The sequence below is a fragment of the Streptomyces sp. NPDC088553 genome, from assembly GCF_044752965.1.
GTDB lineage: Bacteria > Actinomycetota > Actinomycetes > Streptomycetales > Streptomycetaceae > Streptomyces.
Genome location: NZ_JBIVMG010000009.1, coordinates 141,082 through 155,139 on the forward strand (window position 1 = coordinate 141,082; position 14,058 = coordinate 155,139).

General features: G+C 72.1%; 10 protein-coding genes. 5 read left to right on the forward strand and 5 right to left on the reverse strand.

What is annotated here, in order from left to right; genetic code table 11:
- Positions 1-15: 15 nt before the first annotated feature.
- Together acnA and ACIP8Z_RS29125 are read right to left on the reverse strand one after the other, a co-directional pair.
- Positions 16-2,733: an aconitate hydratase AcnA gene (gene acnA / locus ACIP8Z_RS29120; protein ID WP_402088625.1), complete on the reverse strand. Its 2,718-nt coding sequence runs from the start codon at positions 2,731-2,733 to the stop codon at positions 16-18.
- 272 nt (positions 2,734-3,005) lie between these two features.
- Positions 3,006-4,004 carry a LacI family DNA-binding transcriptional regulator gene (locus tag ACIP8Z_RS29125; protein ID WP_402088627.1) on the reverse strand — a complete coding sequence of 333 codons (999 nt, stop codon included), beginning with the start codon at positions 4,002-4,004 and terminating at the stop codon, positions 3,006-3,008.
- Positions 4,005-4,097: 93 nt separating this feature from the next.
- Between ACIP8Z_RS29125 and ACIP8Z_RS29130 the strand changes: the two genes are divergently transcribed.
- From ACIP8Z_RS29130 to ACIP8Z_RS29140, 3 genes are all read left to right on the forward strand, one after another.
- Positions 4,098-5,975, forward strand: coding sequence for an amidohydrolase (locus ACIP8Z_RS29130; protein WP_402088630.1), 1,878 nt, complete (start codon positions 4,098-4,100; stop codon positions 5,973-5,975).
- A 113-nt stretch (positions 5,976-6,088) separates the two neighbouring features.
- On the forward strand, positions 6,089-6,445 hold the full coding sequence (locus ACIP8Z_RS29135; RefSeq protein WP_402088633.1) for a VOC family protein: 357 nt from the start codon (positions 6,089-6,091) through the stop codon (positions 6,443-6,445).
- A gap of 51 nt (positions 6,446-6,496) precedes the next feature.
- Complete coding sequence (locus ACIP8Z_RS29140; RefSeq protein ID WP_402088635.1) at positions 6,497-8,026, forward strand: helix-turn-helix domain-containing protein; 1,530 nt, start codon at positions 6,497-6,499, stop codon at positions 8,024-8,026.
- A gap of 107 nt (positions 8,027-8,133) precedes the next feature.
- Here the strand turns inward: ACIP8Z_RS29140 and ACIP8Z_RS29145 are convergent, their stop codons facing one another.
- From ACIP8Z_RS29145 to ACIP8Z_RS29155, 3 genes are all read right to left on the reverse strand, one after another.
- A complete protein-coding gene (locus ACIP8Z_RS29145) occupies positions 8,134-9,687 on the reverse strand; it encodes an MFS transporter (protein WP_402088638.1) in 1,554 nt (517 codons plus the stop codon).
- A gap of 97 nt (positions 9,688-9,784) precedes the next feature.
- A complete protein-coding gene (locus tag ACIP8Z_RS29150; RefSeq protein ID WP_319321203.1) occupies positions 9,785-10,198 on the reverse strand; it encodes a RidA family protein in 414 nt (137 codons plus the stop codon).
- A complete protein-coding gene (locus ACIP8Z_RS29155; RefSeq protein WP_402088641.1) occupies positions 10,195-11,349 on the reverse strand; it encodes an acyl-CoA dehydrogenase family protein in 1,155 nt (384 codons plus the stop codon). Before ACIP8Z_RS29155 ends, ACIP8Z_RS29150 begins: the two co-directional genes overlap by 4 nt.
- A gap of 222 nt (positions 11,350-11,571) precedes the next feature.
- Here ACIP8Z_RS29155 and ACIP8Z_RS29160 point away from each other — a divergent pair, with 222 nt between their 5' ends.
- Positions 11,572-13,194 carry an AMP-binding protein gene (locus ACIP8Z_RS29160; RefSeq protein WP_402088644.1) on the forward strand — a complete coding sequence of 541 codons (1,623 nt, stop codon included), beginning with the start codon at positions 11,572-11,574 and terminating at the stop codon, positions 13,192-13,194.
- A 121-nt stretch (positions 13,195-13,315) separates the two neighbouring features.
- Positions 13,316-14,058, forward strand: a 743-nt coding sequence (locus ACIP8Z_RS29165) for a hypothetical protein (RefSeq protein ID WP_402088647.1), incomplete at its 3' end; no start/stop codon positions are given.

Genomic DNA, 14,058 nt, shown 5'->3' on the forward strand with positions numbered 1-14,058 from the left:
CGCGGTCAGCTCGTGTCAGCCACGGATCAGGTTGCGGAGCACGTACTGCATGATGCCGCCGTTGCGGTAGTAGTCCGCCTCACCGGGGGTGTCGATGCGGACGACCGCGTCGAACTCGACACCGGTGTCGGTGGTGACCTTGACCGTGCTCGGCGTGGTGCCCTCGTTCAGCTCCGTGACGCCCGCGATGGAGAAGGTCTCCTCGCCGGTCAGGCCGAGCGAGTCGGCCGACTGGCCGGCCGGGAACTGCAGCGGCAGGACGCCCATGCCGATGAGGTTCGAGCGGTGGATGCGCTCGTACGACTCGGTGATGACGGCCTTGACGCCGAGGAGCGCGGTGCCCTTGGCGGCCCAGTCGCGGGACGAGCCGGAGCCGTACTCCTTGCCGCCCAGGATGACCAGCGGGATGCCGGCGGCCTGGTAGTTCTGCGAGGCGTCGTAGATGAACGACACCGGCGCGTCCGCCTGGGTGAAGTCGCGGGTGAAGCCGCCCTCGGTGCCCGGCGCGATCTGGTTGCGCAGGCGGATGTTGGCGAAGGTGCCGCGGATCATGACCTCGTGGTTGCCACGGCGCGAGCCGTAGGAGTTGAAGTCACGACGCTCCACACCGTGCTCGGTGAGGTACTTGCCGGCCGGGGTGTCGGCCTTGATGGCACCGGCCGGGGAGATGTGGTCGGTGGTGACCGAGTCGCCCAGCTTGGCCAGGACGCGGGCGCCGACGATGTCGGTGACCGGGGTGGTCTCCATCGTCATGCCCTCGAAGTACGGGGGCTTCCGGACGTAGGTGGACTCGGTGTCCCACTCGAAGGTGTTGCCGGTCGGGATCGACAGCGCCTGCCACTGGGCGTCGCCCGCGAAGACGTCCTGGTAGGACTTGTTGAACATGTCCTCGCCGATGGCGTTGGCGACGACGTCGTTGACCTCGGCCTCCGTCGGCCAGATGTCGGCCAGGTAGACGGGCTTGCCGTCCTGGTCGACGCCGAGGGCGTCCTTGGTGATGTCCACCTTCATGGAACCCGCGAGGGCGTACGCGACGACCAGCGGCGGGGAGGCCAGGTAGTTCATCTTGACGTCGGGGTTGATGCGACCCTCGAAGTTGCGGTTGCCCGAGAGCACCGAGGTCACGGCCAGGTCGTGCTCGTTGACGGCCTTGGAGACCTCCTCCGGCAGCGGGCCGGAGTTGCCGATGCAGGTGGTGCAGCCGTAGCCGACGAGGTTGAAGCCGACCTTGTCGAGGTACGGGGTGAGACCCGCCTTGTCGAAGTAGTCGGTGACGACCTTCGAGCCCGGGGCGAGGGTCGTCTTGACCCACGGCTTGCGGGTCAGGCCACGCTCGACGGCCTTCTTCGCGACGAGCGCGGCGGCGACCATCACGTACGGGTTCGACGTGTTGGTGCAGGAGGTGATCGCGGCGACGGTGACGGCGCCGTGGTCGATCTCGTAGGTCGAGCCGTCGGGGGCGGTCACGGTGACCGGCTTCGACGGGGCGCCGTTGGGGTGGTTCGCCGGGGCGTCGGAGGCCGGGAAGGACTCCTTGCCCGCCTCGTCGGCCTCGTCCACGTAGTTGCGGACGTCCTGGGCGAACTGCGCGGCGGCGTTCGCGAGGACGATGCGGTCCTGCGGGCGCTTCGGGCCGGCGATGGAGGGGACGACCGTGGAGAGGTCGAGCTCCAGCTTCTCGGAGAAGTCGGGCTCGGCGGCCGGGTCGAGCCAGAGGCCCTGCTCCTTGGCGTACGCCTCGACGAGCGCGACCTGCTGCGCGGAGCGGCCGGTCAGCTTGAGGTAGTTCAGGGTCTCGCCGTCGATCGGGAACACGGCGGCGGTGGAGCCGAACTCCGGCGACATGTTGCCGATGGTGGCGCGGTTCGCGAGGGAGGTGGCGGCGACGCCCTCACCGTAGAACTCGACGAACTTGCCGACGACGCCGTGCTTGCGCAGCATCTCGGTGATCGTGAGGACCAGGTCGGTGGCGGTGGTGCCGGCCGGCAGCTCGCCGGTCAGCTTGAAGCCGACGACGCGCGGGATGAGCATGGAGACCGGCTGGCCGAGCATCGCGGCCTCGGCCTCGATGCCGCCGACGCCCCAGCCGAGCACACCGAGGCCGTTGACCATGGTGGTGTGGGAGTCGGTGCCGACGAGGGTGTCGGGGTACGCCTGGCCGTTGCGGACCATGACCGTACGGGCCAGGTGCTCGATGTTCACCTGGTGGACGATGCCGGTGCCCGGGGGGACGACCTTGAAGTCGTCGAAGGCGGTCTGGCCCCAGCGCAGGAACTGGTAGCGCTCCTTGTTGCGGCCGTACTCCAGCTCGACGTTCTCCGCGAAGGCGGAGTTCGTGCCGAACTTGTCGGCGATGACGGAGTGGTCGATGACCATCTCGGCCGGGGAGAGCGGGTTGATCTTCGCCGGGTCGCCGCCGAGCGCCGCGACGGCCTCACGCATGGTGGCGAGGTCGACGACACAGGGAACGCCGGTGAAGTCCTGCATGATCACGCGGGCCGGCGTGAACTGGATCTCCTGGCTCGGCTGGGCCTGCGAGTCCCAGTTGCCGAGGGCCCGGATGTGGTCGGCGGTGATGTTCGCGCCGTCCTCGGTGCGGAGCAGGTTCTCCAGGAGGACCTTCAGGCTGTAAGGGAGGCGCGCGGAGCCCTCGACCTTGTCCAGCTTGAAGATCTCGTACGACTCGTCGCCCACGCGCAGCGTGCTGCGGGCGTCGAAGCTGTTCGCCGACACGACAGTCTCCTTCATCAATGTGCGCGTACTACCGCGCCGCGACAATATGCGGCTCCGCCGCGTGGTGCGCGCCACGACTCCCTCGCCGATCCGCTAAGGTAAGGCTTGGTTAGGTAACCCTTACCAGGTGGGCGGCCGCGGTGCGCCGTAAGCAGTTATCTCGATGTCGAGATAACTCTAGTGCATGCCCGCTGATCGGTCATGCCCGGCATGCCTGTGACGGCCGTCATCCTCGGACCGTCCGGCGGGCGACCCCGGAGGCACGGCGGCCGTCAGCCGTTCCCCCGGCGGGTCGACGTGCGCGGACGCAGCCGGGCCGGGACCGTCAGGCCGCCCGGCGCGGGAGCGGGCAGGGCGGGGTCGAGCCGGGCCACCAGGGTCGTGACGGCCGTCTCCGCGATGTCCTCGGGCCGCAGCGTCACCGTCGTCACCGGCGGGTCCGTCTCGGCATAGGCCGGATCCTCGCTGGCGCAGGCGACGAGCAGGTCGTCGGGGATCCGCAGACCGTGGCGGGCCGCCGCGGCGAGGACCTGCCGGCCGCCGGGGTCGTAGAGGGAGTGGACGGCGTCGCAGGACCGGCTGGAGAACGCCCGGTCGAAGGCGTGGCCCTGCGCGTCCTCCGGGTCGAAGGTGATCACCGCCGGCTCCCGGCCGCGCTCCCCGCACCATTCCTCGTACGCCCGGGTCACGGCGCCCGTGTAGTACTCGCGGCCGTACCCGGCGTGCAGCGCGATCCGGCGCGCTCCGGCGGCCGCCAGATGGTCGAGGACCTCGCGGGTGGTCGTGGCGTGGTCGTTGTCCACCCAGACGTCGTCGGGGTGCGGGTCGGTGGGACGGCCGTCGAAGACCACGGGGATGCCCCGGGCCCGCAGCGCGCGCAGCACCCGGTCGTCCTCGGGACTGTCGAGGAGGAGCATGCCGTCGACGGTCAGGGTGTGCCACAGGGTCTCGCCGCCGCGCGCCGCGGGCAGGACCGTCAGCGCGTAGCCGAGGGCGTGCGCGGTGGCCGCGGCGGCGGTCAGCAGGCGGGAGAAGTAGGGGACCTCCAGGTAGTTCCAGGGCGCGCCCGCGTAGGTGGTGACGGCGAGGCCGAGCGTCCCGGTCCGGGTGAGGGGCGTCCGGCGCGAGCCGTAGCCGAGGGCGGCCGCCACCTCGCGGACCCGGCGCCGGGTGGACTCACCGAGCCGGCCCGTGCCGTTGAGGGCGTGGGACACGGTGGCGGTGGACACCTCCGCGGCACGGGCGATGTCGGTGAGGGTGGGCCCTGACATGCGCGCCATCGTACGGATTTCGCGGTCCGGGGAGGGTACTGGTTACGACGTTAATCAGCGAGCGTCCGGCCACAGCCAATGTTTGGAGTGGTCATGACTTCTTCCCTGAGCCGGCGCACCGTCCTCGCCGCCGCCGGTGCGGCGGGTCTCGTCGGGGTAGCCGGGAGCCCCGCGGCGGCGGGCTCGCGCCCCCGCTCGGCCGCGTTGGTCGTGCACAACGCCCGGGTGTTCACCGGCCGGTCCGGCGGCCGTCCCGTCGAGGCCGTGGCCGTCGGCCGCGACGGCCGGATCCTGGCGACCGGGCGCGGCAACGAACTGCGCCGCCTCGTCGGCCGGGACACCGAGGTCGTCGACGCGCGCGGCGCGACCGTGATGAGCGGCATCCACGACGGCCACGTCCACCCGCTGGGCGCGGGCAGCCGCTCGCTGCGGCCCTCCCTCGAAGGGGCGGAGACGACGCGGGAGGAGCTGCTCGCGATCCTGACCGGCTTCCTGAAGGACAGCCCGGGGCAGGAGCCGGACGGCTGGCTGGTGGTGGAGGACTGGAACCCGATCGGCCTGCTGCCGCAGGGTTCGCTCCCCCACCACTCGCTGCTCGACGCCCTGCCCACCCGCCGTCCGATCGCCCTGGTCGGCGGCGACGGCCACAACATCTGGGTCAACGGCCGCGCCCTGGAGATCGCCGGCGTCACGGCCGCCACGCCCGACCCGGTGGGCGGGAAGATCGTGAAGGGCGCGGACGGCAGGCCGACCGGCGTCCTCAAGGACGACGCCCAGCCGCTGGTGACCCGGCACATCCCGGAGCCGAGCGAGGCCGAGCTGGTCGCGGCGTGCGCGCGGGTGCTCGCCCAGGCGGCGGCCTCGGGGGTCACCACGATGATGGACGCGCTGGTCGGGCGCGGGGAGCTGGGCACGTACCGGGCGCTCGCGGCGGCCGGGAAGCTGCCGCAGCGGATCGTCCCGGCGATCCGGCTCGACCCGGACCAGGCGAAGGACCCTGCGGCGGCGCTCGCGTACGCCCGGGGGCTGCGCCGGGAGTTCGGCGACGTGCGGGGGCTGCGGTTCGGGATGATCAAGGTGTTCCTCGACGGGGTGATCGAGTACCCGGCGCAGACGGCGGCGCTGCTCGAACCGTATCTGGACGGCGAGGGACGACCTACCACCAATCGGGGCGAACTGTACGTCTCGGCCCAGGATTACGGACGCCTTTCGGCCACGTTCAACCGGGCCGGCTGGCAGATGCACGCCCACGGCCTCGGCGACCGGGCCGTACGGACGGCGCTCGACGGATACGCGTACGCCCGCCGCGCCACCGGGCTGCGCGACCCGCGCAACGCCGTCGCCCACCTGCAGCTGGTGAACCCGGCCGACCTGCGGCGCTTCGCCCAACTGGGCGTGGCGGCCTGCATGCAGCTGCAGTGGGCGTCCGCGGACACCTGGACGATGGAGGCGCTCCTGCCGTACATCGGGCCCGAGCGGCACCGGTGGATGTACCCGGCGCGCTCGCTCGAACGCCACGGCGCCGTGCTCTCGGGCGGCTCGGACTGGCCGGTGGACGCGCTCCAGGTGTGGAACCAGATCCGGACCGCGATCGACCGGCAGGGGGCGTACGGCCAGGGCCCGCTCCACCGCGAGCTCGAGAGCCTGAGCCGCGCCTCGACGCTGCGGATGCACACGTACGGCACGGCGTGGCAGCTGCGGATGGACGGCGAGACCGGGACGATCCGGGAGGGACGGGCCGCCGATCTGCTGGTTCTCGACCGTGATGTCATGAGATGTCCGGTCGCGGACATCAGTGACACCGCGGTGCGGCTCACCCTGGTCGGGGGCCGCGTGGTCCACGACGCCGAGTCGGCCTCGGGCCGTACGGCCTCCGCGGGGCTGGCCCGCGCGGCGTCCGCGCCGCGGCCCTCGACGTACGCGGCGGTGCACGGCGGCCGGCACCGGGCGTGCGGCTGCGCGGCGCACTGAGCCGCACCACCGCCCCCCCCCTCACCCCGCATCCCCCGCCCCCTCCCCTCGCACCACGCCCGTACGGCCGCGGCCGAATTGCCGCGGCCGCGCGGGCGGCCGACGATCGGGACATGTTCAGTGGCGCGCATGTGATCCTCTACACGCGGGACGCGGAGGCCGACCGGGCCTTCCTCAAGGACGTCGTGGGCTTCCCGCACGTGGACGCCGGGCGTGGCTGGCTCATCTTCAAGCTGCCGCCCGCCGAGGTCGCCGTCCACCCGACGACGGAGGAGCCGAAGCACGAGCTCTATCTCATGTGCGACGACCTCACCGCGACCCTGAAGGACCTGGAGGACCGGGGCGCGGAGATCTCACGCGCCATCACCGACCAGGGCTGGGGCCTGCTCGCCGCCGTACGGCTGCCGAGCGGGACCGAACTCCCCCTGTACGAGCCGCGTCACCCGACCGCGCACGGCCTGTCACCCTGACGGCCTACCCCAACAGCAAGCACCATCTCATATCTGAGATAACGTGACGCCATGGCAGACGACTACCTCGTACGCATCGGCAAGCTCATCCGTGACGCCCGGCAGCACCGCGGCTGGACGCAGACGCAGCTCGCCGACGCACTGGCCACGAGCCAGAGCGCCGTCAACCGGATCGAGCGCGGCAACCAGAACATCAGCCTTGAGATGATCGCCCGGATCGGCGAAGCCCTCGACAGCGAGATCGTGTCCCTGGGTTACGCGGGACCGATGCACCTCCGGGTCGTCGGCCGCCGCCGCCTCTCGGGCGCCATCGACGTCAAGACGAGCAAGAACGCCTGCGTCGCGCTGCTCTGCGCCTCCCTCCTCAACAAGGGCCGCACGGTCCTGCGCCGGGTCGCCCGCATCGAGGAGGTCTTCCGGCTCCTGGAGGTGCTCAACTCCATCGGGGTGCGCACCCGCTGGGTGAACGACGGCGTCGACCTGGAGATCGTGCCGCCGGTCGAGCTGGACATGGACTCGATGGACGCCGAGGCCGCGATCCGCACCCGCTCGATCATCATGTTCCTCGGCCCGCTCCTGCACCGCATGGACCGCTTCAAGCTGCCGTACGCCGGCGGCTGCGACCTCGGTACGCGGACGATCGAGCCGCACATGATCGCGCTGCGCCGCTTCGGCCTCGACATCACCGCGACCGAGGGCATCTACCACGCCCAGGTCGAGCGCTCCGTCTCCCCCGACCGCCCGATCGTGCTGACCGAGCGCGGCGACACCGTGACCGAGAACGCCCTGCTCGCGGCGGCCCGCCACGACGGCGTGACCGTCATCCGCAACGCCTCCTCCAACTACATGGTCCAGGATCTGTGCTTCTTCCTGGAGGCCCTGGGCGTACGGGTGGACGGCGTCGGCACCACCACCCTCACCGTGCACGGCGTGCCGCAGATCGACGTGGACGTCGACTACTCCCCCTCCGAGGACCCGGTCGAGGCGATGAGCCTGCTGGCCGCCGCGGTGGTCACCGAGTCGGAGCTCACGATCCGCCGGGTCCCGATCGAGTTCATGGAGATCGAGCTCGCGGTCCTGGAGGAGATGGGCCTCGACCACGACCGCTCGGCCGAGTACCCGGCGGACAACGGCCGGACGCGCCTGGTCGACCTGACGGTCCGCCCCTCCAAGCTGGAGGCGCCGATCGACAAGATCCACCCGATGCCGTTCCCCGGCCTGAACATCGACAACGTCCCCTTCTTCGCGGCGATCGCGGCCACGGCACAGGGCAAGACGCTGATCCACGACTGGGTCTACGACAACCGGGCCATCTACCTCACGGACCTCAACCGCCTCGGCGGCCGCCTCCAGCTCCTCGACCCCCACCGCGTCCTGGTGGAGGGCCCCACCCGCTGGCGCGCCGCCGAGATGATGTGCCCGCCGGCCCTGCGCCCGGCGGTGGTCGTCCTCCTGGCGATGATGGCCGCCGAGGGCACGTCGGTCCTCCGGAACGTGTACGTCATCAACCGCGGGTACGAGGACCTGGCGGAGCGGCTGAACTCGATCGGCGCGCAGATCGAGATCTTCCGGGACATCTGAGGGACGACACCGCGGCACCGCTCCTGACCTGTACCCCTGAAGGTCAGGAGCGGTGCCGCGTCATGTCCTTCCGGTCCGGGCGGCGACCGGTTCCTCGCACCGTGTCGTCACCCGACGCCCGGCGGGCCCACCCCGCCCTTGAGGCGGTCGATGTCCGACTGGCGGACCTTGATGACGAAGAGGGAGATCAGGAGGCCGACCACGGCGAACACCGCCGCCGTGACGAAGCCCGCGGAGACTCCCGAGGTCAGTACCTGGTCGCCCCAGGGCGGCGGGAGCACGCCCGTTCTGGCGAACTCGGCCTTCTCCAGCGGGGTCGCCTGGGCGAGGAAGGCCGGTACCTCGGTCTTCGCCTCGTTCCGGCTGGCCGTGCCGAAGACCGTGACCAGGATCGACAGGCCCAGCGAACCGCCCACCTGCTGCATGGCGTTGAGCAGACCGGACGCGGCGCCCGTGTCCCGCTGTTCGACGTTCGACAGCGCCATGATGGTCAGCGAGACGAACATGAAGCCCATGCCGAGGCCGAAGACGAGGATCGGGCCGAGGATGCTTCCCAGGTACGTGGAGTCCACGTCCGTGAGGGTCAGCCAGGCGAGTCCTGCCGCAGCGAGCACCGAACCCGTCACCATGAAGGGTTTCGGCCCGTATCGGGGCAGCAGGTTGGAGGTGAGGCCGGCGCCCACCCCGATGATCGCGCTGACCGGCAGGAACGCGAGGCCGGTCGCCAGTGGGCTGAAGCCCAGGACCTGTTGTACGAACAGGGTGAGGAAGAAGAACATCCCGAAGATCGCCGCGGCCAGGCACAGCATGATGGCGTAGGTGCCCGAGCGGTTGCGGTCGGCGAACATGCGCAGCGGTGTGATGGGCTGCTGGGAACGCCGTTCGATCAGGAGGAAGACGCCCAGGAGCACGATCGCCGCGATGAACGAGCCGATCGTGAGAGGGTCGCGCCAGCCTTCCTGGGCCGCCCGGATGAACCCGTACACGAGGGCCACCATGCCGAGGGTCGAGGTGAGCGCGCCGGCGAGGTCGAAGTGGCCGGGGCGCCGCTCGGACTCCTTGACGTGACGGGGGGTGAGGATGGCGATGACCACGGCGATGGGGACGTTGACGAAGAAGATCCAGCGCCAGTCGAGCCACTGGACGAGCATGCCGCCGGCCACCAGGCCGATCGCGCCGCCACCGGCCGAGACACCCGCGAAGACGCCGAACGCCCGGTTGCGTTCCGGGCCTTCGTCGAACGTCGTGGTGATCAGCGACAGGGAGGTCGGCGAGGCGATGGCGCCGCCGACGCCCTGGAGGGCACGGGCGGCGAGGAGTTGCCACTCGCTCTGGGCCAGTCCGCAGAGCAGCGACGCGAGTCCGAAGAGCAGGACGCCGAAGATGAAGACGCGGCGGCGGCCGAGGATGTCGCCCGCGCGGCCGCCGAGGAGCAGCAGACCGCCGAAGGTCAGCGTGTAGGCGTTCACGACCCAGGCCAGGCTGGTGGTGGAGAAGTCCAGCGCGGTCTGGATGTGCGGGAGCGCGATGTTCACGATGGTGATGTCGAGCACCACCATCAGCTGACACGACGCGATCACGAAGAGTGCGATGCCCTTGCCGTCTCCCCCGCTCTTGCGGGGTGCGGTCGCCGTGGGGGTCGGCTTCGGTGTGCTAGTCATGGCTGTTCATGGCGCGCAACGCCCTCACCTGTGGCAGCCGTGGGCCGGTCGGTCCACCTTTCGACACTAAGCCCGGCCCACGCGGGTGACCAGTTGATCAATGGGGGGACGGTTCGTCCAGGACCGCGAAGCCGTCCAGCTCCACCCGGGCCTGCGCGTCCCAGAGTCGTACGACTCCGATCACGGCCATCGCCGGGTAGTCGCGGCCCGCCAACCGCCGCCAGATCCGGCCGAGTTCGGGAGCGTGCGTGCGGTAGTCGTCGACGTCGGTGGTGTAGACGGTGACCCGGGCCAGGTCGGCCGGGGTGCCGCCGGCGTGGCGCAGGGCCGTGAGGAGGTTGGCGAGCGCGGTGGTGAACTGCTCGGTCAGGGTGTCCCCCACGACGGTGCCGTCGCTGTCGAGCGCGGTCTGTCCGGCGAGGAAGACCAGCCGGCTGCCGGTGGCGGTGACGGCGTGGGAGAAGCCGGTGGGCGGGGCGAGTTCGGCGGGGTTGTGCCGGTGCAGGCTCATGGGGCCGGCTCCTCCTGACGGGGGTGGGACCGCTGGTGGGACGCGTACAGCTCCTTGGCGATGATCGTGCGCTGGACCTCGGTCGCCCCCTCGTAGATACGGGGTGCCCTGACCTCGCGGTAGAGGTGTTCGAGGAGGTGGCCGCGCTGGAGGGCGCGGGCGCCGTGGAGTTGGACGGCGGAGTCGACGACGTACTGGGCGGTCTCGGTGGCGAGGAGCTTCGCCATGGCGGAGCGCCGGGGCACGTCCGGGTCGCCGTCGTCGTACGCGGTGGCGGCCGCGTAGACGAGGAGACGGGCGGCCTCGGTACGGGTGGCCATCTCGGCGATCCGGTGCGCGACGGACTGGAGGTCGGCGAGGTGTCCGCCGAAGGCGGGGCGGTCGGCGGTGTGGGCGAGGGCCGCGTCCAGGGCGGCCTGGGCCATCCCGACGGCGAAGGCCCCGACGCTGGGCCGGAAGAGGTTGAGGGTGTTCATGGCGACCCGGAAGCCCCGGTCGGGTTCGCCGAGCAGGTCGTCGGGGCCGACGGGGACGCCGTCGAAGGTGAGGGTGCCGAGGGCGTGCGGGGCGAGCATGTCGAGGGCCTCGCCGCCGAGTCCGGGCCGGTCGGCGGGGACGAGGAAGGCGGTGACGCCGTGGGCTCCGGCGTCCGGGGTGGTGCGGGCGAAGACGGTGGCGAAGTCGGCCTCGGGGGCGTTGGAGATCCAGCGCTTCTCGCCGTACAGGCGCCAGCCTCCGACTCCGTCGGGGCGGGCCTCCAGGGCCAGCGCGGCGGCGTCGGAGCCGGCGCCCGGCTCGGAGAGCGCGAAGGCGGCGACGGCGCGTCCCGCGATGGCCTCGGGGAGCCAGCGGGCGCGCTGCGCGGGGGTGCCGAAGGCGGCGACGGGGTGGGTGCCGAGGCCCTGGAGGGCGAGGGTGGTCTCGGCCTCGGTGCAGGTCCGGGCGAGGGATTCGCGCAGGAGGCAGAGTTCGAGGGCGCCCGCGTCGAAGAGCCGGGCGAGGAGGCCGAGCTGGCCGAGGGCGGCCACGAGGGGGCGGTTGACCCGGCCCGGTTCGCCCTTGTCGGCGAGGGGCTTCAGGTGGTCGGCGGCGAGGGTGCGGAGCTCCGCACACCAGGTGGTCTGTGCCGGATCGAGCGAGAATGCGGGCATGTGGGCCCTCTCTGACGCCCTCGGGCGTCTTCGTCCCCGCGTCGGGCGGCGTGCCTGTGCCGCCCGGTGCGTGTGTCCCTGCGCCGTACGGCGTCCGCGCGCCGTCCGGTGCCTTCGTCAGGGCGCTCGCAAGCACCCTTGTCGCGAACCGTTGACTGCCGTCACCAACACGATACGCTCGTGGGGCGACGGTCGACCCCACCACGACAGGGGGACGGACTCATGGAGCTGACACCCTCGGCCCACCTCGACACCTTCGCCCGTGACCGGCTGCCTCCGCCGGACCGCTGGCCGCGTCTCCTCTTCGACCTCCCCGAGCTGGTGTACCCCGACCGGCTCAACTGCGGCGCCGAGCTCCTCGACCGTACGGCGGAACGATTCGGCGCCGACCGGCCCGCCTTCCACGACGGCGAAGGCGGCGTCTGGACCTACGGAGAGCTCCAGGACCGGGTCGACCGCATCGCCCATGTCCTCACCTCCGACCTGCGGGTCCGGCCCGGCAACCGGGTCCTCCTGCGCGGCCCCACCACCCCCTGGCTCGCCGCCTGCTGGCTCGCCGTGATGAAGGCCGGCGCGGTCGCCGTCACCGTCCTCGCCCAGCAGCGCGCCCCCGAGCTGGCCACCATGGCCGACGCGGCCCACTGCACCCACGCCCTCTGCGACGTCCACAGCCTCGACGAGCTCCTCGCGGCCCGGATACCGGGGCTCCGCGTCACCCCCTTCGGCGGGGAGGGCCCGGACGACCTGCTCACCCTCGCGGCCCGCCGCCCCGGCCCGTACACGGCGGTGGAGACGGCCGCCGACGACGTGGCCCTCATCGCCTTCACCTCCGGCACGACCGGGCGGCCCAAGGGCTGCGTCCACTTCCACCGGGACGTCCTGGCCATCGCCGACACCTTCTCCGCGCACGTCCTGCGCCCGCTGCCCGACGACGTCTTCGCCGGTTCGCCGCCACTCGCCTTCACGTTCGGCCTCGGCGCGCTCGTCGTCTTCCCCCTGCGGGCCGGGGCGAGCGCGGTCCTCCTCGAACAGGCCGGACCCAAGCAGCTGCTCGCAGCGATCGAGCGGCACCGGGTCTCGGTGCTCTTCACCGCCCCCACGGCCTACCGGGTCATGCTCGACGAGCTCACCCAGGGCACGGCCCCCGATCTGGGCTCCCTGCGGCGCTGTGTCTCGGCCGGGGAGAACCTGCCGGAGACCACCTGGAAGGCCTGGTACGCGCGCACCGGCCTGCGCCTGATCAACGGCATCGGCGCCACCGAACTCCTGCACATCTTCATCTCCGCCGCCGACGGCGACATCCGGCCCGGCGCCACGGGCCGCCCCGTCCCCGGCTGGCAGGCCAGGATCGTCGACCACGCGGGCAAGGACGTCCCGGACGGCGAGGAGGGGCTCCTCGCGGTGCGCGGCCCGGTCGGCTGCCGGTATCTGGCCGATCCACGCCAGGCGGAGTACGTACGGGAGGGCTGGAACGTCACGGGCGACACGTACGTCCGCGAGCCCGACGGCTACTTCCGCTACGTCTCACGCGCCGACGACATGATCATCTCGGCCGGGTACAACATCGCGGGACCACAGGTCGAGGAGGTGCTCCTCGACCACCCCGACGTGGTGGAGACGGCGGTCGTGGGCCGCCCCGACGAGCTGCGCGGACAGGTCGTCGTCGCCTACACGGTGGTACGGGACGGGGTGCCGCGCGACGCGGGCACCGCCGCCGCGCTGCGGGCCTTCGTCCGGGCCCGGCTCGCCCCGTACAAGTCGCCCCGCGAGATCGTCTTCCTGGACGCCCTGCCGCGCACCCCCACGGGAAAGCTCCAGCGCTTCCGGCTGCGCGAGCCGGTGTGACGGCCGGCCCGCCGACGGTGACGCGCGGCCGGCGGGCCCAGGCCGCCCCTCGCCGACTCCCCCGGCCCGGCTCCCCCGCCCGGCCCGGCCCGGCCGGCGCACCACCCTCTAAAGTGATCACGTGGCCGAGCAGCACACCCCCCGATCCCTGATCGTCTCCCTCTACGGCGCGTACGGCCGTACGCCCGACGGGTCGCCGATGCCGGTGGCCGCGCTCATCCGGCTGCTCGCGGTCCTCGGAGTGGACGCGCCCTCGGTGCGCTCCTCGGTGTCGCGGCTGAAGCGGCGCGGACTGCTGCTGCCGGGCCGGACGGCCGACGGGGCCGCCGGATACGCCCTCTCGGACGACGCCCGCAGGCTCCTGGACGACGGCGACCGCCGGATCTACGCCCGTACCGAACCCAAGCTCTCCGAGGGCTGGGTCCTTGCCGTCTTCTCGGTGCCCGAGGCCGAGCGGCACAAGCGGCACCTGCTGCGCTCCCGGCTCGCCCGCCTGGGCTTCGGCACGGCCGCGCCCGGCGTCTGGATCGCGCCCGCGCGGCTGTACGAGGAGACCCGGAACGCCCTGGAACGCCTGGAGCTCTCCCCGTACGTGGACCTCTTCCGGGGCGACCACCTGGGGTACGCGGCGACGGCCGGGGCGGTGGCCCGCTGGTGGGACCTGTCGGCCATCGCCCGGCTCCACGAGGAGTTCCTGGCGGCCCACGAACCGGTGCTGCGGGCCTGGCGGACGGGTCGGGCGGGCGCGGAGGACCCGGCGGGCGCGGGAGGCGCGGGAGGCGCGGGAGGCGCGGGAGGCGCGGGAGGCGCGGGAGGCGCGGGAGGCGCGGGAGGCGCGGGAGGCGCGGGAGGCGCGGGAGGCGC